The sequence below is a fragment of the Pseudomonas sp. GW821-FHT02A11 genome (assembly GCF_059421985.1).
This window is the reverse complement of sequence record NZ_JBWKWB010000056.1, coordinates 1-2,190: the sequence shown is the minus strand read 5'-3', so window position 1 is coordinate 2,190 and position 2,190 is coordinate 1. Positions and strand designations below refer to the sequence as shown.

General features: G+C 59.5%; 3 protein-coding genes. All 3 read right to left on the bottom strand.

All coding sequences use genetic code 11. From position 1 onward, the window contains the following. Positions 1-340: 340 nt before the first annotated feature. On the bottom strand, positions 341-709 hold the full coding sequence (locus AC07V9_RS29600; protein ID WP_495019167.1) for a tail fiber assembly protein: 369 nt from the start codon (positions 707-709) through the stop codon (positions 341-343). Next, positions 706-1,056, bottom strand: a complete 351-nt coding sequence (locus AC07V9_RS29595; protein WP_495019166.1) for a hypothetical protein — start codon at positions 1,054-1,056, stop codon at positions 706-708. The genes AC07V9_RS29600 and AC07V9_RS29595 overlap by 4 nt, the downstream gene beginning before the upstream one ends. Then, positions 1,053-2,190: pyocin knob domain-containing protein (locus tag AC07V9_RS29590; RefSeq protein ID WP_495019165.1), on the bottom strand; the 1,138-nt coding region annotated here is incomplete at its 5' end. The genes AC07V9_RS29590 and AC07V9_RS29595, both read right to left, overlap by 4 nt.

Here is a 2,190-nt window from a genome sequence, read left to right as displayed (position 1 = left end):
AAAAAAATACCCGCTTGAGGGCGGGCAGGGATCGGTTTGGATTGATCGTCATTTCTTCTGACGAATGACACTGCTCAGTTCAGCTTCTCGACTAGGATTTCCATCTCACAAAACTGGATGGAGTTTGGATATGCCGCCCTATGGATATGATGATCAGGAAGACCACTCCTACCCCAGCAGCTATGACGATGGGAGTTTTAGCCGGGCACCCGTGCGCCGCAAATTCGCCCCCGCGCCTAAGCCGTCATTGCTCACGATGGCACTGGAGCTTTTCCGCAGCGTGTGGCGCTCAAGCGGGGACAGGAACAAAAAACGGCATCGGCCTAGTCGCGGCTCATTGTCAGATTGAGTCGGGAGCCAACGCGGCAGGATCTGCGGCGATGTCAGGGATGGCGGGCACCGTCGGCCAGTTCGGCGCCGTCGGCCATGTGGGCTGGGTTGCCACCTTGCCCAGTGCGTACTTGTAGGCCTTCCAGGCCTTGAGAATGATGGTCAGCGCCGCCAATTCGGCCTCGTCCTCCTGCGTGGCTTCGCCGGCATCTACGCCGTAACCCAATGTGTTCACGCGGTCTTGAATGCGGGCGATCTGCCCAGCGGCCACGTTATTGCGCGCGGCAAGGTCAGCTTTCACCTCCGCCAGGTGCTGCGCGGCGCTGGCAGCTTCCTTCATTTCCTTGGTGATCAACTGCGACCAGTCAATGTTGCTCATTCCGCGGCCTCCTGAATCTGGCGCTGTTCCGTCTGCGGCTCGGGCTCTGGCAGAGGTGGGGGAAATACGACAAGCCCGTCTGCCACAGCCACCAAATCGACGGGGTTGGCCTGTTCCGGGCTGAAGTTCGCAGGAACCGGCAGAATCATGGTCAGCGTGATCTCGCCCGCCTGCTTGTCCACTGTTGAAATGAACCAGGGCGAACTGATTGCTGATGCCGGCAGCGTGGAGCCGTCGGGCATCGGTGAGAAATCGAACGTCTCACCGTTGACGGTGAGCACATCACCCGACTTGATCACCTCAAAGGGCTGATCGTCGTGGCGCTGGGCCTGAAGTTTGATTCTCATGCTTTCCACCGCCCGATGCCGATCAAAGAAATTGTGACGTTCCCGCTCACTGCGGCTGCGGTGTATGCCGACCACTGCCCCCAAGTGCTGAGAGACCCGAACAACTGCTGCCCTGCCCAGCCGCCGCCGGACGCCTGCGAAATCCCGAACCCCATCACTTGATACTCGCCAACGAATGGCACTGGCATTGCCCCCATGTCGTAGGTAAGGCCTTTGAAAACCGAGCCGTTCGCCACCGTGCCCCCGCCGATCGTGACCGAACGCCGTTGAATGAGCGTGCCGTCTGCAAACTTTGTGTAATAGCCGGAGTTCAGAACCCCAGATTCGATGATTGCACCAGCAGGCGCGCCGGAGGCGTCTGACACCGTGCCAACGATGTTGCTGCGCGAGTAGTTCCCCGCTGCGTTGAGGGCGGCAAGCAAAGCAGCAACGGTGGTGACTCCGGTACCCCCTTGGGCTACGGAAAGCGCTGTGGTCAGGCCAGACAGCGAGGTGATATCGGAGTTGGCGCCCGCCGCAGGACCCTGCCATGCAGACCAGATGGTGCCGTTCAGAAAGCGGTCGTAGCGCTTGTTGGAAAGCATTCCGAGCGCTTCCTGCTTCAGCAACGCACCCCCGGCGCCAGTGACTCGGATGTAGCAAGTGGTTTCCGGAAGGTTGTTGCCCCCGTTCGAGAAAGAATAAACAAAGCCCGGCGTGTTCAGGGAGTTCGCATCGACCGTGTTTGCGCAAGGGATGGCCGGTCCGCCGTTCGATCCGAAGGCGCCGACCGCAAGCAGCGCGCCCGGAGTGGCATCAGACACTGAGGTCTGGGCCTTTTTCGTGGAGGCGGTATCGAGCGCTGAGCCAAACTGATTCACCAAGGCGCGCAATGCGTCGGCGGACTGCTTCACGTAACCTTGCATGGGTGCCAGCGCATAAGTCCCGGCGGCGGCGTTTGCCCCAAGGTAGCTTGGCGAGATCGACATCGCCGTGTCACTGGCAATATTGGTCACTTCATACAACCGGCCATCAGGCCCTATAAACGCATCACCGACACGACTATTGGCAATAAAAGCTGTGCCAGTGCCCGCAACAGTATTCGAATTTTGGACGACAGAAACCGTCCCGGCTTTGTACCAGGGCATATGGATT

Excerpts from the sequence above, each read along its gene's own strand:
- AC07V9_RS29600 (WP_495019167.1), bottom strand. The coding sequence starts at position 709 with ATGAGCAACATTGACTGGTCGCAGTTGATCACCAAGGAAATGAAGGAA.
- AC07V9_RS29595 (WP_495019166.1), bottom strand. The coding sequence starts at position 1,056 with ATGAGAATCAAACTTCAGGCCCAGCGCCACGACGATCAGCCCTTTGAG.